The organism is Streptomyces sp. QH1-20 (assembly GCF_041283565.1).
Taxonomy (GTDB): domain Bacteria; phylum Actinomycetota; class Actinomycetes; order Streptomycetales; family Streptomycetaceae; genus Streptomyces; species Streptomyces syringius.
The window spans coordinates 3,333,594-3,355,816 of the sequence record NZ_CP166299.1 but is presented as its reverse complement, the minus strand read 5'-3'; the positions used below and the strand labels follow the sequence as shown (position 1 = coordinate 3,355,816).

Annotated in this window: 19 protein-coding genes and 1 tRNA gene; 8 read left to right on the top strand and 12 right to left on the bottom strand. The window is 71.5% G+C overall.

Annotated elements, in window-relative coordinates; genetic code table 11:
• Window positions 1-15 precede the first annotated feature (15 nt).
• Window positions 16-468 carry a GNAT family N-acetyltransferase gene (locus AB8O64_RS15025; RefSeq protein ID WP_370419623.1) on the bottom strand — a complete coding sequence of 151 codons (453 nt, stop codon included), beginning with the start codon at window positions 466-468 and terminating at the stop codon, window positions 16-18.
• Between the two features lie 241 nt (window positions 469-709).
• On the opposite strand from AB8O64_RS15025, the gene AB8O64_RS15020 reads away from it, so the two are divergent.
• A complete protein-coding gene (locus tag AB8O64_RS15020) occupies window positions 710-1,498 on the top strand; it encodes a response regulator transcription factor (protein WP_130879158.1) in 789 nt (262 codons plus the stop codon).
• Here the strand turns inward: AB8O64_RS15020 and AB8O64_RS15015 are convergent.
• Window positions 1,457-1,954, bottom strand: a complete 498-nt coding sequence (locus AB8O64_RS15015; RefSeq protein ID WP_130879159.1) for a MarR family winged helix-turn-helix transcriptional regulator — start codon at window positions 1,952-1,954, stop codon at window positions 1,457-1,459. The genes AB8O64_RS15020 and AB8O64_RS15015 overlap by 42 nt on opposite strands.
• 139 nt (window positions 1,955-2,093) lie before the next feature.
• Between AB8O64_RS15015 and AB8O64_RS15010 the strand changes: the two genes are divergently transcribed.
• Window positions 2,094-2,906, top strand: coding sequence for a trans-aconitate 2-methyltransferase (locus tag AB8O64_RS15010; RefSeq protein WP_370419622.1), 813 nt, complete (start codon window positions 2,094-2,096; stop codon window positions 2,904-2,906).
• Window position 2,907: 1 nt separating this feature from the next.
• Entirely contained in the window at window positions 2,908-3,273 is a 366-nt protein-coding gene (locus AB8O64_RS15005) for a glyoxalase (protein ID WP_370419621.1), read from the top strand.
• Window positions 3,274-3,297: 24 nt separating this feature from the next.
• On the opposite strand, the gene AB8O64_RS15000 is transcribed toward AB8O64_RS15005, so the two are convergent.
• Complete coding sequence (locus AB8O64_RS15000) at window positions 3,298-3,990, bottom strand: TetR/AcrR family transcriptional regulator (protein WP_130879161.1); 693 nt, start codon at window positions 3,988-3,990, stop codon at window positions 3,298-3,300.
• Window positions 3,987-4,967, bottom strand: a complete 981-nt coding sequence (locus AB8O64_RS14995) for an acyl-CoA desaturase (protein WP_370419620.1) — start codon at window positions 4,965-4,967, stop codon at window positions 3,987-3,989. The genes AB8O64_RS15000 and AB8O64_RS14995 overlap by 4 nt, the downstream gene beginning before the upstream one ends.
• A gap of 195 nt (window positions 4,968-5,162) precedes the next feature.
• On the opposite strand from AB8O64_RS14995, the gene ppc reads away from it, so the two are divergent.
• Window positions 5,163-7,934, top strand: a complete 2,772-nt coding sequence (gene ppc, locus AB8O64_RS14990) for a phosphoenolpyruvate carboxylase (RefSeq protein ID WP_370419619.1) — start codon at window positions 5,163-5,165, stop codon at window positions 7,932-7,934.
• Between the two features lie 62 nt (window positions 7,935-7,996).
• Here ppc and pth read toward each other — a convergent pair whose 3' ends face one another.
• From pth to AB8O64_RS14965, 5 genes are all read right to left on the bottom strand, one after another.
• On the bottom strand, window positions 7,997-8,587 hold the full coding sequence (pth, locus tag AB8O64_RS14985; protein WP_370419618.1) for an aminoacyl-tRNA hydrolase: 591 nt from the start codon (window positions 8,585-8,587) through the stop codon (window positions 7,997-7,999).
• A gap of 85 nt (window positions 8,588-8,672) precedes the next feature.
• Complete coding sequence (locus tag AB8O64_RS14980; protein WP_356449351.1) at window positions 8,673-9,248, bottom strand: 50S ribosomal protein L25/general stress protein Ctc; 576 nt, start codon at window positions 9,246-9,248, stop codon at window positions 8,673-8,675.
• Between the two features lie 183 nt (window positions 9,249-9,431).
• Complete coding sequence (locus tag AB8O64_RS14975; RefSeq protein ID WP_130879164.1) at window positions 9,432-10,409, bottom strand: ribose-phosphate diphosphokinase; 978 nt, start codon at window positions 10,407-10,409, stop codon at window positions 9,432-9,434.
• Window positions 10,410-10,482: 73 nt separating this feature from the next.
• Window positions 10,483-11,937, bottom strand: a complete 1,455-nt coding sequence (gene glmU / locus AB8O64_RS14970; RefSeq protein WP_356449353.1) for a bifunctional UDP-N-acetylglucosamine diphosphorylase/glucosamine-1-phosphate N-acetyltransferase GlmU — start codon at window positions 11,935-11,937, stop codon at window positions 10,483-10,485.
• Window positions 11,938-12,051: 114 nt separating this feature from the next.
• Window positions 12,052-12,123: transfer RNA gene (locus AB8O64_RS14965), tRNA-Gln, on the bottom strand.
• Between the two features lie 402 nt (window positions 12,124-12,525).
• Here AB8O64_RS14965 and AB8O64_RS14960 point away from each other — a divergent pair.
• Entirely contained in the window at window positions 12,526-13,887 is a 1,362-nt protein-coding gene (locus AB8O64_RS14960; protein WP_370419617.1) for a sensor histidine kinase, read from the top strand.
• 39 nt (window positions 13,888-13,926) lie between these two features.
• On the opposite strand, the gene AB8O64_RS14955 is transcribed toward AB8O64_RS14960, so the two are convergent.
• Together AB8O64_RS14955 and AB8O64_RS14950 are read right to left on the bottom strand one after the other, a co-directional pair.
• Complete coding sequence (locus AB8O64_RS14955) at window positions 13,927-14,430, bottom strand: SUKH-3 domain-containing protein (RefSeq protein ID WP_130879167.1); 504 nt, start codon at window positions 14,428-14,430, stop codon at window positions 13,927-13,929.
• A gap of 5 nt (window positions 14,431-14,435) precedes the next feature.
• Window positions 14,436-14,966 (bottom strand): YwqJ-related putative deaminase, encoded by a 531-nt coding sequence (locus AB8O64_RS14950; protein WP_356449359.1) that lies wholly within the window; start codon window positions 14,964-14,966, stop codon window positions 14,436-14,438.
• A 372-nt stretch (window positions 14,967-15,338) separates the two neighbouring features.
• Here AB8O64_RS14950 and AB8O64_RS14945 point away from each other — a divergent pair, with 372 nt between their 5' ends.
• From AB8O64_RS14945 to AB8O64_RS14935, 3 genes are all read left to right on the top strand, one after another.
• The gene (locus AB8O64_RS14945) at window positions 15,339-16,316 is read left to right on the top strand and encodes an SMI1/KNR4 family protein (RefSeq protein ID WP_356449361.1); all 978 of its coding nucleotides are present in this window, start codon (window positions 15,339-15,341) and stop codon (window positions 16,314-16,316) included.
• 5 nt (window positions 16,317-16,321) lie between these two features.
• Entirely contained in the window at window positions 16,322-18,826 is a 2,505-nt protein-coding gene (locus tag AB8O64_RS14940; RefSeq protein WP_370419616.1) for an SUKH-4 family immunity protein, read from the top strand.
• 206 nt (window positions 18,827-19,032) lie between these two features.
• Window positions 19,033-19,926 (top strand): cellulose-binding protein, encoded by an 894-nt coding sequence (locus AB8O64_RS14935; RefSeq protein WP_370419615.1) that lies wholly within the window; start codon window positions 19,033-19,035, stop codon window positions 19,924-19,926.
• A gap of 79 nt (window positions 19,927-20,005) precedes the next feature.
• On the opposite strand, the gene AB8O64_RS14930 is transcribed toward AB8O64_RS14935, so the two are convergent.
• A complete protein-coding gene (locus tag AB8O64_RS14930; protein ID WP_370419614.1) occupies window positions 20,006-21,784 on the bottom strand; it encodes a lytic transglycosylase domain-containing protein in 1,779 nt (592 codons plus the stop codon).
• Window positions 21,785-22,223 lie beyond the last annotated feature (439 nt).

Here is a 22,223-nt window from a genome sequence, read left to right as displayed (position 1 = left end):
CACCCCCCGCCCGTCTCAACCCGCCGTGGAGCGAAGCGACTTGACCAGCAGATAGTTGGTGATGCCCGGCGGGTAGTCCTCGGTCACGCAGACCGTGCGGTAGCCCGCCTTCTCGTAGAAGCCAGGCGCCTGGAAGTCCCAGGTCTCCACGCGGCTGCCGATACAGCCGCGCTCGTTCCGGGCCAACCCCTCGGCACAGGCCAGGAGTCGACTGCCCAGTCCCGCTCCCCGGTGGCGCGAATCGACCCAGAACAGGTCGAGATGGAGCCAGCCCCACTGGGTGTGGCCGATCAGTCCCCCGGCCAGAGCCCCGTCGGCATCCGTCGCGTACACCTGGAGCGGGTCCTCCTCGTCCAGTGTGCCGCGCATCCCCCTTAGCTTTGCGGAGAGTTGGGAGTTGGACCGGCGCAGACGCGCATGGACCACATCGCGTCGTTCCTCGTCGTTCACCGCCTCAATACTGAACATAAAGCTCACGATAAACAGCCGGGTCAAGCAGTTTTGTCAATCGGCTTCCGATGTCGTACCCCCGCCGTACGCTGATGCACAGCGTTCGGTGGGGGCCGACGCTGATCAGGGGGCGAGACAGGCAGGTACGACGCCCGGGGTGGGGTAGATGTCAGGGGCACGGCGGCGGCCGTGCGCGTGTGGCCACCCCGTCCCGGGCGCCGTGCCCGCACTGCCCGCCTCCCGGGATATGGGGGTGGCTGTGGCACGTATTCGGGTTCTGGTGGTCGACGACCACCGCATCTTCGCCGAGTCGCTCGCCGCCGCCCTCGCGGCCGAGCAGGACGTGGACGTCTCGGCGGCCGGCAGCGGGCCGGCGGCGCTGCGCGCCCTGGAGCGCGCGGCGGGCGAGGGGCGGCGCTTCGACGTGCTGCTGATCGACGCCGACCTGGGCGCGGCGGCGACGGATGTCGCGCAGGTACCGGGACAGCTCCGGGGGCCGGGGCAGGAGGGCGGCGGGCCGGGTGAGGGCGTGGTGGACGGGATTTCCCTGGTGGCGGGGGTCCGGTCAGGGCAGCCGGCGGTACGGACGGTGGTGCTCGCCGAGCGCGACGACCCCCGGCGGGCAGCCGCCGCACTGCAAGCCGGGGCCAGCGGCTGGGTCGCCAAGGACTGCTCGCTGTCGCGGCTGCTGTCCGTCATACGGGGGGTGCTGCGGGATGAGACCCATCTGCCGCCCGCCCTGCTGACCGGCGTGCTGCGGGAGCTGACCGCCGCGCGCAAGCACCGCACGGAGAGCGAGCGGCTGGTGGAGTCGCTGACCCCGCGCGAGCGCGAGGTGCTGCGCTGCATGGTGGCCGGACTGGGCCGCAAGGCGGTCGCCGAGCGGCTCTATCTCTCCCCGCACACGGTCCGCACCCATATGCAGAACGTGCTGGGCAAGCTCGGGGTGCACTCCACGCTGGCCGCGGTGGCGCTGGCCCGGCGGGCCGGGGTGGGCCCGGTGGACCTAGCCGGGGATGTTGTCGAACGGGGCGGTCAACTGGCGTAGCAGACCGGCCAGTTCCAGACGCTGGGCATGGGACAGCTCGGCGAGGATCGCCCGTTCCTGGGCGAGCAGGCCGGCGAGCGCCTGGTCGGCGCGGTCCCGGCCCTCGGCGGTCAGCCGCACCAGCACACCGCGCCGGTCGCTGGGGTCCGGGAGCCGCTCGACCAGGCTCTTCTTCGTGAGCCGGTCGATGCGGTTGGTCATGGTGCCCGAGGTGACCAGGGTCTGGGTCAGCAGCTGGCCGGGCGAGAGCTGATACGGCGGCCCCGCGCGGCGCAGCGAGGTGAGGACGTCGAACTCCCAAGGCTCGAGCTGGTGCTCGGCGAAGGCGATCCGCCGGGCCCGGTCGAGATGGCGGGCCAGCCTGCTGACACGACTGAGCACCTCGAGCGGTTCCACGTCGAGGTCCGGGCGCTCCCGGCGCCATGCTGCGACCAGCCGATCGACCTCGTCCTCCATGACGATCAGTGTAGAGGGTCTGTCGACATGAAGTCTCTTGACGTCAAGATACAGCGGGGGGAATGCTGGGAGTCAGGTCACCGGCAAGCGCCACCCCGCCCCGGTCGCCCCGGCATGTCCACCCCGCAGGGAGGCCCCCATGCACAGCGCACCCACCTGGGATCCGCGGCAGTACCTCCGCCACGCCGACCACCGGACCCGCCCCTTCCAGGACCTTCTCGCCCGGATCCCCGAGCTGCCGGCCCGCTCCCCGCGGATCGCCGACCTCGGCTGCGGCCCCGGCAACGTCACCACGATCCTCACCGACCGCTGGCCGACCGCCCACGTCACCGGCTTCGACAACTCCGCCCCGATGCTCGCCGACGCCCGGGCCTACGCCGGCCGCACCGTGCGCGGCGGCCTGCTCGACTTCCGCCACGCCGACCTCGGCCACTGGGCGCCCGACGAGCGCTACGACCTGATCGTCTCCAACGCGGCCCTCCAATGGGTGCCCGGCCACGCCGCGTCCTTCCCCGCCTGGACCGACGCACTGACCCCCGGCGGCACCTTCGCCTTCCAGGTCCCCGGCAACGGGGACGCCCCCAGCCACGCCATCCTGCGCGAGCTGTGCGGCAGCAAGCGCTGGAGCGCCCGCCTGGGCGAAGCCGGCCGCCGCCGTGTCGCTGTCCTCGAACCCGCCGACTATCTGGAGCGGCTGGCCGGCCCCGGCTACGAGGTGGACGCCTGGGAGACCACGTATCTGCATCTGCTCACCGGTGAGGACCCCGTCCTCGACTGGGTCAAGGGCACCGCCCTGCGGCCGGTCCTGACCGCCCTGGAAGGAGACCCGGCGGCCACGGAGGAATTCCTCGCCGCATACCGCGACAGGCTCCACGAGGCCTACCCGCCGGGCCCGCACGGCACGGTCTTCCCGTTCCGGCGGATCTTCACGGTGGCCCGGAAGGGGGAGTGACATGATCGTCGCACTCGACCACGTCCAGCTCGCGGCGCCGCCCGGCAGCGAGGACATCCTCCGCGGGTACTACCGCGACACCCTCGGCATGGCCGAGCTTCCCAAGCCGCCCGCCCTGGCCGCGCGCGGCGGGTGCTGGTTCGCCGCGGGCGCCGTACAGCTGCACATCGGAGTCGAAGCGGACTTCCGCCCCGCCCGGAAGGCCCACCCGGGCATCCGTGTGACGAGCATCGAGGACTTCGCCCGGCGGCTGGCGGACCGCGGCGCGCCCGTCATCCGGGACGGCGGGCTGCCGGGGCACCGGCGCTTCTTCTCCGAGGATCCCGTCGGCAACCGGCTCGAATTCCTCGAACCCGGCGAAGCCTGAGCCGGTGCCGCCGGGAGGGCGCCGTCAGGACCGGCGGTGGCCGATCAGCCGGGGCTTGGGCTCCAGCCCGTCCAGGCCGTGCCAGGCCAGATTCACCAGATGGGCCGCCACCTCGGCCTTCTTCGGCTTACGGACGTCCAGCCACCACTGGCCCGTCAGCGCGACCATGCCGACCAGCGCCTGCGCGTACAGCGGAGCCAGCTTCGGGTCAAAGCCGCGCGCCTTGAACTCCAGCCCCAGAATGTCCTCGACCTGGGTCGCGATATCGCTGATCAGCGACGCGAAGGTGCCCGTCGACTGCGCCACCGGCGAATCCCGCACCAGAATGCGGAAGCCGTCCGTATACGTCTCGATGTAATCCAGCAGGGCGAACGCCGCCTGCTCCAGCAGCTCCCGCGGATGCCCCGCCGTCAGCGCCCCCGTCACCAGATCCAGCAGCTGCCGCATCTCGCGGTCCACGACCACCGCGTACAACCCCTCCTTGCCGCCGAAGTGCTCGTACACCACCGGTTTGGAGACCCCGGCCTTCGCCGCGATCTCCTCCACCGACGTGCCTTCGAACCCCTTCTCGGCGAAGAGCGTGCGACCGATGTCCAGCAGCTGCTCACGGCGCTCCGCGCCGGTCATCCGCACCCGGCGGGAGCGACGGCTCCCCGAAGCCGGGGTCCGGTCCTTGTTACTGGTGGTGTTGCTATCGATCGCCACGCTGTCAATCATGCCGCCTGTGCGGCATCTTCCTTCCGTCGGGATTCGATGCGGCCGGCATCGGGCCACCGCACGTCGTACGCCCAGCCCGCCTTCTCGAACCAGCGGATGATCCGGGCACTGGAATCCAGCTGCCCCTTCAACACGCCGTGCCGCGCCGACGTCGGGTCGGCGTGGTGGAGGTTGTGCCAGGACTCCCCGCAGGAGAGCACCGCCAGCCACCACACATTGCCCGACCGGTCACGCGACTTGAACGGACGCTTGCCCACCGCATGACAGATCGAGTTGATCGACCAGGTCACATGGTGCAACAACGCCACCCGTACCAGCGAACCCCAGAAGAACGCCGTCACCGCGCCCTGCCACGACCACGTCGCCAGACCGCCCACCACCGGCGGGATCATCAGCGACACCACCGTCCACAGCACGAACTGCCGGGACACCTGCCGCAGCGCCGGATCCTTGATCAGGTCCGGGGCGTACTTCTGCTGCGACGTCTGCTCCTCGTCGAACATCCAGCCGATGTGCGCCCACCACAGGCCCTTCATCAGCGCGGGCACGCTCTCGCCGAACCGCCACGGCGAGTGCGGGTCACCCTCCGCGTCCGAGAACCGGTGGTGCTTGCGGTGATCCGCGACCCAGCGCACCAGCGGCCCCTCGACCGCCAGCGACCCCATGATCGCCAACGCGATCCGCAACGGCCGCTTGGCCTTGAACGCTCCGTGCGTGAAATAGCGGTGGAAGCCGATCGTGATGCCGTGGCAGCCGATGTAATACATCGCCACCATCAGTCCCAGATCCAGCCAGCTCACCCCCCAGCCCCAGGCCAGCGGGACCGCGGCGAGCAGTGCGACAAATGGGACGGTGATGAACAGCAGCAGCGCGATCTGCTCGACCGAACGCTTGCTGTCGCCACCCAGCGTGGCGGAGGGGAGCGAAGTTTCCTGGGCCTTCGGCGCGTCTTCGATCACGTCGGGGCTTGCAGTCATTGGGTTCCCTCATGGGGCTCGGGGCAAGGCTACGGTTCCGTAACCTACGGCTACGTAAGTATGGCAGGACCGGCGCCCCGTACACGAGGGCTGTGGACAACCGCGCGTCGAGCGGAGACCTATGCTGGGGATCGTCGGACAGCGCGGTCCGCAACCCCTCCAGACGTGCTCAGAAATCTGCAAGGAGCCGCACCTGTGAGCAGTGCCGACCAGACCCCCCTCGCCCCCGCCGACAACCGGGAGAGCGAAGGCGAAGCACAGCGCAGCGCCGCCCTGCGCGCCGACATCCGCCGCCTCGGTGATCTCCTCGGCGAGACCCTCGTCCGCCAGGAGGGCGAAGAACTCCTCGACCTCGTCGAACGCGTCCGCGCCCTCACCCGCAGCGACGGCGACGCGGCGGCCCGGCTGCTCGGCGAGACCGACCTGGACACCGCCGCCAAGCTCGTCCGGGCCTTCTCCACCTACTTCCACCTGGCCAACGTCACCGAACAGGTGCACCGCGGCCGCGAGCTGCGCGCCAAGCGCGACGCCGAGGGCTCCATCCTCGCCCGCACCGCCGACCAGCTCAAGGACGCCGACGCCGAGCACCTCCAGCACACCGTCGAGCACCTCGGCGTACGCCCCGTCTTCACCGCACACCCCACCGAAGCCGCCCGGCGCAGCGTCCTCAACAAGCTCCGCCGCATCGCCGAACTCCTCGACACCCCCGGCACCGGCGCCGGCGACAAGCGCCGCACCGACCTCCGCCTCGCCGAGAACATCGACCTGCTCTGGCAGACCGACGAACTGCGCGTCGTCCGCCCCGAGCCCACCGACGAGGCCCGCAACGCCATCTACTACCTCGACGAGCTCCACGCCCGAGCCGTCGGCGACGTCCTCGAGGACCTCGCCGCCGAACTCGACCGCGTCGGCGTCGCCCTGCCCGCCACCACCCGCCCGCTGACCTTCGGCACCTGGATCGGCGGCGACCGCGACGGCAACCCCAACGTCACCCCGCAGGTCACCTGGGACGTGCTGATCCTCCAGCACGAACACGGCATCACCGACGCCCTCGAACTCGTCGACGTCCTCCGCGGCGCCCTCTCCAACTCCATCCGCAACAGCGGCGCCACCGAGGAACTGCTCGCCTCGCTCCAGCGCGACCTCGAACTCCTCCCCGAGATCAGCCCCCGCTACAAGCGGCTCAACGCCGAAGAGCCCTACCGGCTCAAGGCCACCTGCATCCGCCAGAAGCTCGTCAACACCCGCGAGCGCCTCGCCCGCGACACCCCCCACCAGGACGGCCGCGACTACCTCGGCACCGCCGACCTCCTCGCCGACCTCCAGCTGATCCAGGACTCGCTGCGAGCCCACCGCGGGCGGCTCATCGCCGACGGCCGCCTCGAGCGCGCCATCCGCACCCTCGCCGCCTTCGGCCTCCACCTCGCCACCATGGACGTCCGCGAACACGCCGACGCCCACCACCACGCCCTCGGCCAGCTCTTCGACCGGCTCGGCGAGGAATCCTGGCGCTACGCCGACATGCCCCGCGACTACCGCCGCAAGCTCCTCGCCAAGGAACTGCGCTCCCGTCGCCCCCTGGCCCCCCAGCCGGCCCCCCTCGACGCCGGCGGCGAGAAGACCCTCGGCGTCTTCCACACCATCCGCGAGGCCCTCGCCCGCTTCGGCCCCGAGGTCGTCGAGTCCTACATCATCTCCATGTGCCAGGGCGCCGACGACGTCTTCGCCGCCGCCGTCCTCGCCCGCGAGGCCGGACTCATCGACCTCCACGCCGGCTGGGCGAAGATCGGCATCGTGCCGCTGCTGGAGACCACCGACGAGCTCAAGGAAGCCGACCGCATCCTCGACGAGATGCTGGCCGACCCCTCCTACCGGCGCCTCGTCGCCCTCCGCGGCGACGTCCAGGAGGTCATGCTCGGCTACTCCGACTCCTCCAAGTTCGGCGGCATCACCACCAGCCAGTGGGAGATCCACCGCGCCCAGCGCCGGCTGCGCGACGTCGCCCACCGCTACGGCGTACGACTGCGCCTCTTCCACGGCCGCGGCGGCACCGTCGGCCGCGGCGGCGGCCCCACCCACGACGCGATCCTCGCCCAGCCCTGGGGCACCCTCGACGGCGAGATCAAGGTCACCGAACAGGGCGAGGTCATCTCCGACAAGTACCTCATCCCCGCCCTCGCCCGCGAGAACCTGGAACTGACGGTCGCCGCCACCCTCCAGGCCTCCGCCCTCCACACCGCCCCCCGGCAGTCCGACGAGGCCCTCGCCCGCTGGGACGCCGCCATGGACACCGTCTCCGACGCCGCCCACAGCGCCTACCGCCGGCTCGTCGAGGACCCCGACCTCCCCGCCTACTTCTTCGCCTCCACCCCCGTCGACCAGCTCGCCGAACTCCACCTCGGCTCCCGCCCCTCCCGCCGCCCCGACACCGGCGCCGGGCTCGACGGACTGCGCGCCATCCCCTGGGTGTTCGGCTGGACCCAGTCCCGCCAGATCGTCCCCGGCTGGTTCGGCGTCGGCTCAGGCCTCAAGGCCGCCCGCGAAGCGGGACTCGACACGGTCCTGGACGAAATGCACGAACACTGGCACTTCTTCCAGAACTTCCTCTCCAACGTCGAGATGACCCTCGCCAAGACCGACCTGCGGATCGCCCAGCACTACGTCGACACCCTCGTCCCCGACGACCTCAAGCACGTCTTCGACACGATCCGCGCGGAGCACGAGCTGACGGTGCAGGAAGTCCTGCGCATCACCGGCGAGGCGGGACTCCTCGACGCCAGCCCGGTCCTGCGCCAGACGTTCCACATCCGGGACGCGTACCTGGACCCGATCTCGTATCTCCAGGTGACGCTGCTGCACCGGCAGCGGCTCGCCGCGGAGCGGGGCGAGGCGGCGGATCCGCTGCTGTCGCGGGCACTGCTGCTCACGGTGAACGGCGTGGCGGCCGGTCTGCGCAACACGGGCTGACGCCCGGAACGTCCTCGAACGCCGGACGGGCTGACTTTGTCAGCCCGTCCGGCGTTCGAGGATCAAGAGTTGTACGTGCCCTGCGCCCGCTCCAGGCCGTCCACGATCAGCGTCTCGACCGCGTCCGCCGCCCGGTCCACCTCGAAGTCCAGCTCCTTGCGCTCGGTGGACGAGAAGTCCTTGAGCACGAAGTCCGCGACCTGCATACGGCCCGGCGGCCGGCCGATCCCGAACCGCACCCGGCAGTAGTCCGGCCCCAGCGCCTTAGTGATCGACTTCAGACCGTTGTGGCCGTTGTCGCCACCGCCCAGCTTCAGCCGCAGCTGCCCGTAGTCGATGTCCAGCTCGTCATGGACGGCGACGATCCGCTCCACCGGCACCTTGTAGAAGTCCCGCAGCGCGGCCGTCGGCCCGCCCGACAGATTCATGAACGACATCGGCTTGGCGATGACCACCCGCCGGCTGGACGGACCCGGCGCACCGAGCCGGCCCTCGACGACCTGCGCCCGCGACTTGTGCGCCTTGAACTTGGCCCGCATGCGCTCCGCGAGCAGGTCCGCGACCATGAAGCCCACGTTGTGCCGGTTCGCCGCGTACTCGGGGCCGGGGTTGCCCAGGCCCACGACGAGCCAGGGACTGGTGTCGTCCGTCATCTGCATACCTCCTTATAGCCAACCGCCGCCCCGCTCCGGGCGGAGCGGGGCGGCGGCGGCAAAGAAAATCCGAAGCAGGCGAGGATCAGGCCTCGGTGCTCGCGGCCTCGGCCGGGGCCTCGGTCTGCGCGGCCAGGACCTGCAGGACGACGGCGTCGGCGTCGACGGCGAGGGTGGTGCCGGCCGGCAGGACGATGTCCTTGGCGAGGACGGAGGCACCGGCCTCGAGGCCCGCGATGTTGGCGGTGACGGACTCGGGGAGGTGGGTGGCCTCGGCCTCGACCGTGAGGGTGTTCAGGACGTGCTCGAGGAGGTTGCCGCCCGGGGCCAGCTCGCCCTCGGTGTGGACCGGAACCTCGACGGTGACCTTCTCGCCCTTGGAGACGACCAGCAGGTCGACGTGGACCAGGAAGCCCTTGAGCGCGTCACGCTGGACGGCCTTGGGGATGACCAGCTCGGTGCGGCCCTCGATGTCCAGGGAGAGCAGGACGTTCGGGGTCTTGAGCGCCATCATGAGCTCGTGGCCCGGCAGGGTCACGTGGACCGGCTCGCCACCGTGGCCGTAGACGACGGCGGGAACCTGGGCGGCGGCACGGGCGCGGCGGGCGAAGCCCTTGCCGAACTCGCGACGGATCTGTGCGGGGATCTTGACCTCGGACACGGGGCACTCCTCGTAAGCAATCGGATCTGACGGCCGTTACCCGGCCCACGACAGACCTGCTACGAAGAGCGCGTCGATAACGGACCGCCGCACACTGCGAACAGCAGTGCGGCCTCCCTCGCCGAGCAACTCGATGAGTCTACCCGGCGGGAAGGCCGCACTGAAATCGATCTATGGAGCGGGTTACGCCTGCTCGTCGAAGAGGCTCGTGACCGAACCGTCCTCGAAGACCTCGCGCACCGCGCGGGCGATCGTCGGCGCCATCGACAGCACCGTGATCTTGTCGAGCTCCAGGTCGCCCGGGTCGGGCAGCGTGTTCGTGAAGACGAACTCGCTCACCTTGGAGTTCTTCAGACGGTCCGCGGCGGGACCGGAGAGGATGCCGTGCGTGGCCGTCACGATGACGTCCTCCGCACCGTTGGCGAACAGGGCGTCCGCCGCGGCGCAGATCGTGCCACCGGTGTCGATCATGTCGTCGACCAGGACGCAGATGCGGCCCTTCACATCACCGACGACCTCGTGCACGGTGACCTGGTTGGCGACGTCCTTGTCACGACGCTTGTGCACGATCGCCAGCGGCGCGTCCAGACGGTCGCACCAGCGGTCGGCGACCCGCACCCGGCCGGCGTCCGGCGAGACGACAGTGAGCTTGGAACGGTCGACCTTCGCACCCACGTAGTCGGCGAGCACCGGCAGCGCGGAGAGGTGGTCCACCGGGCCGTCGAAGAAGCCCTGGATCTGGTCGGTGTGCAGATCGACCGTGAGGATGCGGTCGGCACCCGCGGTCTTCAGCAGGTCCGCGATCAGACGGGCCGAGATCGGCTCGCGACCGCGGTGCTTCTTGTCCTGACGGGCGTAGCCGTAGGACGGGATGATCACGGTGATGCTCCGGGCGGAGGCCCGCTTCAGAGCGTCGATCATGATGAGCTGTTCCATGATCCACTTGTTGATGGGAGCCGTGTGGCTCTGCATCAGGAAGCAGTCGGCACCGCGCGCCGACTCCTGGAAGCGGACGTAGATCTCACCGTTGGCGAAGTCGAATGCCTTGGTCGGGACCAGGTCGACACTCAGCTGGTGCGCGACCTCCTCGGCAAGCTCGGGGTGGGCGCGGCCGGAGAAGAGCATCAGCTTCTTCTCGCCGGTCGTCTTGATCCCGCTCACAGCACAGTCTCCTTGGATGTCCATTTGTGTGCGCTTATCACGGTACGCCCCGCACGGCGGGACCGTGTCACGGTCACTGCTCGCCGTCGGGCTCCTGGCGAGCCGTGGAAGCGGCCTGTGCGGCCGCGCTTCCGGGACGCTTACGGGCGACCCAACCCTCGATATTCCGCTGCTGACCACGGGCGACAGCCAGCGAACCCGGGGGCACATCCTTGGTGATGACGGAGCCGGCGGCGGTGTACGCGCCGTCCCCGACCGTGACAGGAGCCACAAACATGTTGTCCGACCCGGTCCGGCAGTGCGAACCGATCGTCGTGTGGTGCTTGTTCACACCGTCGTAGTTCACGAAGACGCTCGCCGCGCCGATGTTGGTGTACTCACCGATGGTCGCGTCGCCGACGTAGGAGAGGTGCGGCACCTTGGTGCCCTCGCCGATGTCGGCGTTCTTCATCTCGACGTACGCCCCGGCCTTCGACTTACGGCCGAGCTTCGTACCCGGCCGCAGATACGCGTACGGACCGACGGTGGCCCCCTCGCCGATCAGCGCGCTGTCGGCGACGGTGTTGTCCACCACGGCGCCCGCACCGACGGACGTGTCCTTCAGACGGGAGTTCGGGCCGACCTCGGCGCCGGTGGCGATGTGCGTGGCGCCCAGCAGCTGCGTACCGGGCTGCACGAGCGCGTCCGGCTCGAAGGTGACCGTGACGTCCACCCAGGTCGTGGCGGGGTCGACGACCGTCACACCGCTCATCATGGCGTCGTGCAGCAGCCGCTCGTTGAGCAGCTTGCGGGCCTCGGCGAGCTGGACGCGGTTGTTGATGCCCAGGATCTCCCGGTGGTCGCCCGCGACGGCCGCGCCCACCCGGTGACCGGCCTCACGCAGGATGCCGAGCACATCGGTGAGGTACTCCTCACCCTGGCTGTTGTCCGTGCGGACCTTGCCGAGCGCGTCGGTCAGCAGCTGGGCGTCGAACGCGAACACCCCGGAGTTGATCTCACGGATGGCGCGCTGCGCGTCGGTGGCGTCCTTGTGCTCGACGATCGCCGTCACGGCGCCGCTGTCGTCGCGCACGATGCGGCCGTAGCCGGTGGAGTCGGGGACCTCGGCGGTCAGTACGGTGACGGCGTTGCCGTCGGCGGCGTGGGTGTCGCTGAGGGCCTTGAGCGTGGCGCCGGTCAGCAGGGGGGTGTCGCCGCAGACCACGACGACGGTGCCGTCGAGGGTGATCCCGCTGTCGCCGAGCGACTCCAGGCCCATCCGCACGGCGTGGCCGGTGCCGTTCTGCTCGTACTGCACGGCGGTGCGGGTGGCCGGGTCGATCTCCGCCAGATGCGCGCTCACCTGCTCGCGGGCGTGCCCGACGATCACCACGAGGTGCTCGGGGTCCAGCTCGCGGGAGGCGGCGACGACGTGCCCGACGAGGGAGCGGCCGCAGATGGCGTGCAGGACCTTGGGGGTCGCCGACTTCATGCGGGTGCCCTCACCCGCTGCGAGGACGACGACGGCTGCCGGGCGGTTGGCGCTCACGGGTGTGCCCTTCGGCTTCGAGTGGTGGACACCCGAAGGATACCGGTGCGTATGGAGGCCGAAACGCGGGCGGGTCCTGACCCGGAGGTCAGGACCCGATATTCGAACATCCAGCTCCCCCGCCAGGACTCGAACCCGGACAGATGGCACCAAAAGCCACAGTGCTGCCAATTACACCACGGGGGACAGCGTCGGTCTAAACCGGACATTACGTCAGGCTGTCGATCGCGACCCCAACACTATGCCGTACCACCGGCCTTCGATGCGACGGTATAGGTCAGCTGCCGTCGGGGATGTGTGATGTGAGGCGCTCGCGGCGCCCCTCCGCGGCCCCTGCGACACGCCGAGCCCGGCCGCGATCTCGTCGTACGCCCTCCCCGCCCGTCGCAGCTCCCGTGCGCGGGGCTTCATGTCTGTTTTGGCTTGGACCATGCCCTCAAGCCTCGTCGTACGTGCGTGCACATGTGCCGAAAATCTGGCTGATTCAACAGTTCGAGGGAAAAGCTCGCTATTCGTCCTTGTTCGCACACCCTCCGTGCTGCTGTGCGCACCGGAAAACGGGTGGCCCCCGCCCTTAGTCTGGGAGGTATGACCACAACGGGGGCAATCGCGGAAGCGGGCGCGCGGGGCGCGCCCTCGGGGCCTTGGTGGTGGGCCCGACGGCGGAGTATGGCGCTGGATGTCGCGCTGGCTCTGGTGTCGGTGCTGGAGTGTGTGCTGGAGGGGGTCCAGTTCGCCGACGAGCACGGGCTGCCGGGCGGGCTCGGGGCCATGGTGGGGGTTCCGGTCGGGGCCTCGCTGCTGCTGCGGCGGCGGTGGCCGGTCGCGGTGGTGCTGGTGTCGATCGCGATCACGCCGGCCGAGATGGGTTTCCTGCTCAGCATCGTCGGTCTGTACACGCTCGCGGCGTCCGAGGTGCCGCGGCGGATCACGGCCGTGCTGGCCGGGGCGTCGCTGGCGGGGACGCTGATCGTGACGTTCGTGCGGTTCCAGCAGGACATGGCGCAGGACGGCTATCAGCCCGGCTTCTGGGTGGTCGTGGCGTTCACGGTGGCGATGGCGCTGGGGCTCACGGCTCCGCCCGTGCTGCTGGGGTTGTACGTGGGGGCGCGGCGCCGGCTGGTCGACAGTCTGCGGGAGCGGGCGGACGGGCTGGAGCGCGAGCTGTCGCTGCTGGCCGACCGGGCGGAGGAGCGGGCGGTGTGGGCCCGTAACGAGGAGCGCACCCGGATCGCCCGCGAGATGCACGACGTGGTGGCGCACCGGGTGTCATTGATGGTGGTGCACGCGGCGGCGTTGCAGGCGGTGGCGCTCAAGGATCCGGAGAAGGCGTCGAAGAACGCGGGTCTGGTCGGTGACATGGGCCGGCAGGCGCTGACGGAGTTGCGCGAGATGCTCGGTGTGCTGCGGACGTCGTCGGACGGGATGGTGGCGGAGAAGCCGGCGGCGGCGCAGACGCAGCGGTTGGCGGCGGTGGCCGCGGTGGCGTCGGCGCGGGTGTCGGCGGGTGCCGCGGGTGGTCATGACGACGACGGGGGCCCGGTCGGTGACGGCCCGTGTCTGGACGGTCTGGCGGATCTGGTGGGGCAGTCGCGGGCGGCGGGGATGGCCGTGGAGCTGTCGGTGGAGGGTGAGGAGCGGGCGTACGGGCGGCGGGTGGAGCGCACGGCGTACCGCGTGGTGCAGGAGGCCCTGACGAACGTCCACAAGCACGCCCCGGGCGCGAAGGCGCAGGTGCGGTTGGCGCACCGGGAGGGCGAGGTGGCGTTGCAGGTGGAGAACGGCCCGTCGGACGGTGGTGCGGACGCGGGGCTGCCGAGCGGGGGCAATGGTCTGGTGGGGATGCGGGAGCGGGTGTCCGCGCTCGGTGGGGTGTTCGTGTCGGGGCCGACGGAGGCGGGCGGTTTCCGCGTGTCCGCGGTGATTCCGGACCGGGTGCGGGCGGCCTGACCGGCGCTTCGCCCGGCGCTCCGGACCGGAGCGCCGGTGTCAGCGGCGTCCGGCGGACAGTCGTGCGGGGCGGGTACCGGTGACCAGGGTGCCGATGGCGTGGTCGATGTCGGGGCCGAGGTACCAGTCGCCGGTGTGGTCGAGGCTGTAGACGCGGCCGTGGGTGTCGATGGTGAGCAGGGCCTGGTTGTCGGCTTCCTGGCCGAGGGGGCAGACCTCGGTGCCGAGCGCGCGGCCGAGGTCGGCGACGGTGCGGGCGAGGTGGAGGCCGTGCAGCGGGTCGATGTGGAAGGGCGTGGGGGCGATGTGGCGGCCCGCGCCGGGGGCGGCGATGCGCAGTCCGCCGAATTCGGCCCAGGCCTCGACGGCGGCGGGGAAGACCGTGTGCCGGTGGCCGGCGGGGGAGACGTGGGCGCGTAGGGCGTCGGCCCAGTTCTCGGCGGCTTTGATGTCCCAGCGGCCGGGCTGCCAGCCGGCTTCGCGCAGGGCCGCGTCGACGGCTACGGGGAAGCGGGTGGCGGCGGTGCGGTCGAAGGCGCGCATGTGTGTCAGCTCTTGCCGTTGGTGGAGGCGGCGGGGTCGACGGACCGTACGCCGAAGTGGGTCAGGAGTGCGGTGCAGGAGCGGCAGGGGGGTGCGTAACTGCCGTGCCGGGGGTCGCCGTCCTCGCGGATGTGGCGTGCGGTGAGTTTGGACTGCTTGAGTGCGCGCCGGGCCTCGCCGTGGGTGAGGGGTTTGCGGGAGGCACGTTTGCTGCGGCCGGTCTCGAAGGCGCTGAGGTAGCGGGTGAGGAGTACGGCTTCGGGGCAGCGGCCGGTGAAGCGTTCGCGTCGCTCGCTGGTGAGGGTGTCGAGGAAGTCCTGGACGAGCGGGTGGAGGGCGGGCGGCTGGTCGGATCTGCCCGCGGTGCAGGTGAGGGTCTCGCCGCGGACGGAGAGCGCGGCGGCCACGGCGGGGAGTATGCCGTCGCGGCGGTGGAGCAGCGCGGGGGCGCGGTCGGCGTCGTCGGTGGCGCTCCAGGTGAGCCGGGGGTCGCCCGGTGTGCCGCCGTCGGTGTGGCGGTCCTGCGTCGTGTGCATGGTGGTTCTTCCCTCCCGTGCAATCCCCCTGTTGCGGGGATCAGACTGCCAAATGGGATGCGGGGTGTGGAAGTCAGGGCGGTGTTGTGCGCGCGTCGTGTGACGGATGTGCTTGATGAGGTCAGGGGTGGTGAGGCTGTGCGGGCCTTTGGCGCACTGGGTGCGGGCGGGGTGGAACCGGAGGCTCCGCGTGGGCGGGGGCGGGGGCCGCTCTTGCGCCACCGCATAGGCTGTCCGCCACGAGGTGTCCTCGGCCATGGGGACACCGACCGGCCGAGCCGCCCCGTGGTCCGGCCGGGGGTCTGGTGGCCCGCGGCGTCCGCCGCATCTGTCCGGGCCTCCAGGAGACAGAGTCAGCAGGGGGCATCCGCCATGACGACAGGTCGGCTCGGGCAGCAAGCCGCGCCACCGAACACGGCCTACGCAGGGCAGGTCGTGCACTTCCCGGACCCGGTCCGGGCCAGCCGCTACCCCAAGGGCGTGCGGGTGGACGACGACGGTTTCCCGGACTTCTCGCCGTACGCGCGTGCCGCCGCGGAGATCGCGGAGCCGCCGGAGGGTTTCGGCGTGGACGAGCTGCGGCTGACCGACTACGTGTCGGCGAACGCCGCCCTGCACGCGGACGGTCACGAGCTGTGGGCCAGTCTGCCGCCGGTGGCGACGCCGCACGGCTGGACGTGGCACCACTCGGTCCGCAGCCGCCGTCTGGAGCTGATCCCGGTGGAGGTCAAGGCGCTGCTGCGGCACCACGGCGGGCTGGCGACGGCCCCGGTGGACCAGGACAAGCGCGGCACGCGGCCGTTGGCGGAGACCCGGCCGGTGCACTTCGCGCTGCCGCAGCGGGACCTCGCGGTCTCGGAGGAGCAGGTGCGGGGTGTCGAGGAGGACCTCGGCTACCGGCTGCCGGGCGCCTACCGCGCGTTCCTGAAGGCGGCCGGCGGCTGCGCCCCGGTGGGTGCCGCGCTGGACGCGGAGCTGGGTCTGCTGCTGGACCAGCCCTTCTTCACCGTGCGGGACGAGGCGGCGGTCAATGACCTCGTGTACGTCAACAAGTGTCTGCGCGACCACTTCACCAAGGACTATCTGGGTGTGGGGTTCGTGCAGGGCGGTGTGATCGCGGTCAAGGTGAAGGGCGAGGCGATCGGGTCGGTGTGGTTCTGCCCGTACGACGACGCCCGTGACCAGGACGGCCTGACGGTGCAGGAGCGGGTGGAGCGGCTGCTGTTGCCCTGCGGCGAGGATTTCGACGCGTTCCTCTCCCGGCTGGCGGGTGGCCCGCCGGAGCTGGAGACCGTGGCGAATCTGATGGTGGACGGCGGCTTCGCTTACGCCGTCCCGGTGGAGGGGTGAGCGCGATGGTGACGTTCGCGCAGGCGCAGGAGCGCGCGGAGCGCTGGGTCAACGGCGACGTACCGGCGTATCTGCACCGTGAGGTGCGGGTGCGGGAGTTCGACCTGGGCTTCGTGGCCTGGGCCGAGGACCGTGCGGACTGCCCGACGACGGACGGCGGACGGGCGCGCCTGGTGATCGCCCGTGACAGCGGGGAGACCACGCTGTGGCCGGGGCTGCCGGTGGGTGAGGTCATCCGTCGGTACGAAGAGGAGTACGGGGCTGTGGACGAGTCGGTACCGGTGGCGGACACTCCGCCGAAGCGGTTGGACCTGGAGGCGACGTCGTTCCTGCTGAGTCCGCCGCAGTGGTTGCAGGACGCGGCGGACGCGATCGGGATCCCGGACCGGAGGTCGACGTCCTCCTCTTCCCCCTCTTCTTCGTCCGACGCCTCGTCGTCCTCCCCGGCCGCCGCCGACGCCCCGTCCGTGCCCGCCGCCCGTGCGGACGAGGGCCGGCTGCCCGCCGAGGCCCCCGCTCCGGCGACCCCGGCTCCGGCCGCTCCTGCTCCGGCTCCCGTGCCGACGGGGGCGACGCCGTGGGCCGGTGCCGACACGAACACGGGGGCGGACGACAGCGACCGTTCGGTGGGCCTGCCCGCCACGGTCTTCGCGCCCGCGCTGGAGGACACCGACGCGCCGGACAGCGCGTCGCCCGCCGTGCCGGCGGACGCCAAGACGGCGCTGATGGCCGCAGGCAGTGCGCTGCCCCGTACGGCCATCGCCCCCGCGATCGACGACCCCGCCGCGCCTGTTCCCGGCGCGCCCGCGCCCGTTACCGCTCCCGAGCCGCCGGTCGCTCAGCCGCCGGTCGCTCAGCCGCAGGCGCAGCCGACCGCATCGCCGAGTGCGCCGCCGGCTGCCCCTCCGGCCGCGCCGCCGGGTGGGTACGTCCGCACGCAGCTCGTTTCCCAGCTCGACGACAGCCTCGGCGCGGGCATCCCCGGCGCGGTGGACGCGTCGGGTGGTGCGCAGGCGCCCGGTGCGCCGGTGCCGCCCGGGCCTCCCGGTGCCCCGGGCATGCCGCCCGCGTTCCCGGGTGCTCCCGGTCAGCCTCCCGCCGCCGCGTACCCGGGTCAGCCCGGTGCGCAGCCTCCGGCTGCGCCCGCGCCCGGTCAGCCGCAGGGTGTGCACGCGGCGGCGACGATGCTCGCCGGTCCCGGCACCCCGGGCGCTCCTGCGGCCCCCGTGCCTCCCGGCCCGCCCGGTGCTCCCGGTGCCCCCGGGCAGGGGCAGGTTCCCGGCCGTCCGCAGCCGCCCGGTGTCCCGGGTCAGCCCGGTGCGCAGCCTCCGGCTGCGCCCGCGCCCGGTCAGCCGCAGGGCGTCCACGCGGCGGCGACGATGCTCGCGGGTCCCGGCACGCCGGGCATGCCGGGTGCGCCGGGGCAGCCTCCCGCCGCCCCGATGCCTCCGGCGGCCCCCATGGGTGCCGCGGCTCCGGCCGCCCCGGGCGGGTACGGGTATCCGCAGGCCGCTCCCACCGGGTTGCCGACCGTGGGCCCCGGCTACATGGCCGTGCTGCGCTATCGCGCGCAGGACGGTTCCGAGCAGCAGATCATCCGGCGCAGCGCGCCGGGAACGCCGCACCCCGAGTGGCAGATCCTGCACGAGCTGCGGGCGATGAACGTGCCGCCGCAGCAGGTGCTGGAGCTGCACACGGAGCTGGAGTCGTGTGATCTGCCCGGTGGTTACTGCGCCCGGATGGTGCGGGAGACGTGGCCGCAGGTGCGGATCAGTCATACGGCCGCGTACGGGCGGGACCATCTGACCCGTCAGCAGGGTGTGCGGCACCTGGTGGAGCATCAGGGCGAGCTGCACCAGGTCGCGGACGGGCCGGCGCGTCCGGCGCCGAACCGGGTGCCGTTGCCGCACCCGAGCCAGGTGCAGCAGGCGCCGCCGGTCGCCCCGGACGGCATCGCGCGCGAATTGGTGGAGGCGTTCGGGCCGCAGGGGATCTTCCGCTTCGACCAGCGGGCGGTCTCGCGTCAGGGCGTGCCGGACATCGTGGCGCAGACGCTGGTGTGGGCGGGTCTGCCGGTCGACTTCGGCCCGTTCTTCTGGGGTCAGGCGCAGCCGGGCCGGCCGGTGCCGACGCTGGCGGAGCTGGCGGCGGAGCGCGGGGTGCGGCCGTCGCCGGACGCGGGTTCGTATCTCGTCATGGGCAGTGATTTCGGCCGTCAGCTGTGTGTGCAGTACGGGACGGCGCACATCGTGGCGGTGCCGGTGGAGGCGGGTCCGGACGGTGGTTCGGTGGCGCCGCAGTTCGTCAACACGAGCCTGCCTCAGTTCGTACGCTGTTTGGCGCTGCTCGGGAAGATGTGGCGCTGGCGCTACGGGCTGACGCCGGAGCAGGCCGGGCGCTGGACCGTGGATTTCCAGGCTCAGCTCATGGCGTTGGACCCCGCGGCGCTGTCGTCGCCGGAGAACTGGTGGGCCGTACTGCTGGAGCAGATGTGGGACGGTCTTTTCTAGCGACCGGCCGGCGTGGTTAAGGGCACAGGGCGCTCGACCCGGGTGAGGGGTCGGGCGCCCTGCGTCGTGGGTCGGCGCATCCTTGAGAGATGAAAAGGGCGGAGTGTCGCGTTTTGGGCGCTTCGGTGGTCCAGGAAATGATGTGCGCCGGATCGCGTCGCATACCGGATATCCGGATATAAGGGGCTTCAAGGATGAGTGCATCGGTGTCTCCCGAAGGTTTCGCTGTTGTGCGGGGCCGCGGCTACCGGCCTGAGCAGGTCGAGCGCGCGGCGGCGGAGTTCGCGCGTCAGCGGGACGGGGCGTGGGAGCGGGTGGCGCGACTGACCGTGCTCGCGCGGGAGATGGAGAGCGAGGTGGAGCGCCTCACCCAGGTGGTGGCGCAGCTTCCGCCGCAGACGTACGAGTCGCTCGGTTCGCGGGCCCGGGGCCTGCTGACCACCGCGGAGGCCGAGGCGGCGGGTCTGCGCGAGCGCGCCGAAGCGGCGGCGGCCGAGCTGCGGGAGGCCGCCGAGGCCCATGCGCGCACGGTCCGCGACGAGGCGCACGCCCACGCCGTGGCGGTGAAGGCGGAGTCGGAGGGCTGGGCACGGCAGGCGGTGCTGGCCGCGCAGTCCGCGGCGGACGAACTGCGGGCGGAGGTGCGCCGGGAGGTCAAGGCCCGGCGCGGGGAGTCGCTGGCGGCGCTGCGGGAGATGCGGCAGCACACGGCGGGTCTGCTGGCGGAGCAGGAGAAGGACCAGGCCGAGCGGTGGGACGTGGCGGGCCGCGAGATCGCCGAGCGGGAGGCGGCGATGGATGTGCGGGTGGCCGCCCTGGAGGAGTACGCGCGGTCGACGCTGGGGGAGGCGCAGCGCCGGTACGCGGAGGCGGAGGAGGCCGCGCGCCACGGCCAGGAGGACGCGGAGGCGCAGGCGGGGGCGTTGCTCGCGCAGGCGCGGGTGCGCGAGGAGCGCGTCAACCGGGAGACCGAGCGGCTGCTGCGGGAGCACGAGGAGCGCCGCGAGGAGCTCCGGTCGCACATGGCGCATGTGCGGCACAGCCTGGCGGCGTTGACGGGCAAGCCGGTCGCCGAGGACGCGGGCGCGGGCGACCTGTAGGAGCTGACGGCCCCACAGGGACCGAGCCGCCGTCCCGCCCGGGCCCCGCGAGGCGGGGGCGGGCGGGACGGTGCGGTGCTCAGGCCTTCGGGGTGCTGCTCTGCGTGGACTCCGCCTTCACGTGCAGGTGCACGAGGAGGACCTGACCGTCGGTGCTGACGATGCGGATGGTGAAGGCGCCGGTCTCGCCGTCGGCGAAGAACTCCGGCAGTTCGATCTGACCGTTCCCGTCAGTCTTGCCAAGGTCGAACTTGCGGACCGGCTTGCCGTTCTTGTCCTTGAAGTAGGGGCCGATCTCGACGGCCTTCCCGCCGTCGGCGGAGGCCACGGTGGCGGTCATGCCGATGCCGGCCACGGCCTTGCCGTCCTTGGAGGCCTGGATCACGACCTTGCAGGTGAAGGGGCTGTTCGGCTGGACGTCAGCGCACTCGTTGCCGACGCGCTCGATCTTGTCGGCGTGTGGTGCCGGGGCGGGCTTGACGGTCGCGTTGAAGACGACGGGCGTGACGCCGTCCTTGCCCTCGACGGTGGCGCGCAGGGGGAACTGCCCGGCCGTGTCGCCCGCGAGGACGCTCGGCGAGGTGGCGATGCCGTTTTTGAGCGTCGTGGCGGTGACCCTCTTGGAGCCGCCCAGGAAGGTGGCCTTGGTGCTCTCGCCGATGATCTCGAAGACCACCCGGGCGCCGACGACCGGCTTGCCGGCCTTGTCGAGGGCCTTTACGCTCGCGCGTTCCTCGAAGACTTCGCCCGTTGTGGTCTCCCACTTGGCCGCGCCGTTCCGGTCCAGGCGGGTGACGGGCGACGGCTTCGGCTTGGTGGGATCGGGCTTCGGGTCGGGCTTCGGGTCCGGCTTCTGCGGGTCCGGCTTTTGCGGATCGGGCTTCGGGGTCGGCTTCTGGGGGTCGGGCTTCGGGCTCGGCTTCTGGGGCGTGGGGGTCTGCTTGCCCGGGCTGGGCTTGTTGCTCGGCGGAGTCGTCGTCGAGCCGCCCCCGGGCGTGGTGCCGGGAGAGGGCGTGTGGGGGCTCCTGCCCGGGGTGTCGCCCGACGGGTTGTGCGGGGTGGTCGGGATGTCGTCGGGCACCGTGCCCACGTTGCCGCTCTGGTACGTACGCATCCAGGCCAGGACGGCGGTGACGTACTCGCGGGACTGGTTGTAGCTCAGCACGGCCTTGTCGAGGTCGGCGCTGCTGTTCAGGTCCCGGTTGTTCGCGCAGAGGTAATGGGCGGTGCCCAGCGCGGCGTCGAAGATGTTGTTGGGGTCCTTGATGCCGTCGCCGTTGCCGTCGGCGCCCGACATCTCCCAGGTGGAGGGGATGAACTGGGTCGGGCCGACGGCCCGGTCGTACTCGGTGTCGCCGTCCCAGCGGCCCTTGTCGGTGTCCCGGATCTCCGCGAACTGGCCACCGGTCAGTCGGGGTCCGCGGATCGGCTTCTCGGTCGAGCCGTCGCTGCGCAGCCCGTAGCCGCCGGCGTGCACCGACTCCACGCGGCCGATGCCCGCGATCAGCTCCCACGGGATGTGGCAGCCCGGCAGCTGGGTCGCGGCGAGGCGCGCGGCGTTCTGATAGGCGGCCAGGGCGGTCTTGGGGATGCCCGTGTTGCCGTCCGGGGCGTCGCCACCGGTGCCGCCGCCGGGCTTGCCCTTGCCCGGGTTCTTCGGGGCGAGGTCGGGCAGGGCGAGGTTGGGCACGCCGTGCGGCTTGCCCTGGGGGTCGGAAGGTCTGGGTGAGGATTCGTCGGCACCGGCGGTGTTGTGCGGCGGGCTGACGCCGACAGCCGCCGTGAGGCTGGCGACGAGCAGAGCAGTGCACAGTCCCTGCCGGGAGACGCTGGCAGCGCGAGTACGAAGTATCTTCACGGAGGCTGCTTCCTTGGGAGACCGACTGGCCGGTGCGAGGGGGGTCGCACGTGCCCCCCACGGCCATAGACCCGAACACTAATTCCCTCTGGCCCCAATTGTCTTGTCCCGGGACTGGCTTCACGTATTCTTCGCTCTTCGTTCCCCCCGAGGGGCCCATTTCCCCCCTGTTACCCCCTGTCTTCGACTGTTCGTCCGCCCCGTGACCCCGAGACGGGGGCGGCTCGGCGGGGCCCGTCCCCTAGGGGTGGCTCCGTATAACCCCCCAGCCCCGGCTCGTACCGCAGCAGGATGCCGCGAGCGAGGTCGATATCTAGCCTTTTTATGGGCGGCCGGAGGGGTGCCGGTAGGGGTAGCACCACCCCCAAGACAGGGACGAGCACCATCGTGGCCGCGTCCGGATTCCCGCAGGCTTGAAGACGTGTCCTCCCCGCTCGCG